At 38.0% G+C, this 503-nt stretch carries 1 protein-coding gene; it reads left to right on the forward strand.

The window, feature by feature from the left end:
* A partial coding sequence (locus JI65_RS17060; RefSeq protein ID WP_197971985.1) for a tetratricopeptide repeat protein occupies positions 1-503 on the forward strand: 503 nt, incomplete at both ends.

Raw genomic sequence — 503 nt, forward strand, 5'->3', positions numbered from 1 at the left:
CTTTCGGATGATGAGTGTGTAGAGTTGGTTGTTAACGCTTATAAAGATTTTTGTGATGAAGCGTTGCTCAGACCGGATTATATGGTTCCACATTATTTTCAGTCGAAAATCAACATCATTACAAAAAGGTTTCAGCCAGCGATTGAAAGCCTTACCGAATGCCTTAAATTGCAGCCTGATTTTGCGGGAGCATATTTTATGAGGGCTTTTTGCCATTTTGCAAGCAAGGAGACTTTTGATGTTGGCGAAGCGTACAACGACTTAAAGAAGATGGTGGGAGTGCTGGAGACTGGAAAATATTGTACTACTTCTTTTGAAATAAAAGACAGTCTTGAAGACGAAGGAAAAATGCTTCTTGCAAATGGTTATTATATACTTGCCGTGCTTGATAATTTGCTGCAAGATTATGATGAGAGTCTTAGATTCATTAACAATGCTTTGACTATGGAACCAAATGATAAAGATTTTCTCTTGGCACGATGTCACTTGTTTTATACGCTTGC

It is taken from the genome of Treponema zioleckii, from assembly GCF_014737315.1.
In the GTDB taxonomy this organism is placed as follows: Bacteria; Spirochaetota; Spirochaetia; order Treponematales; family Treponemataceae; genus Treponema_D; species Treponema_D zioleckii.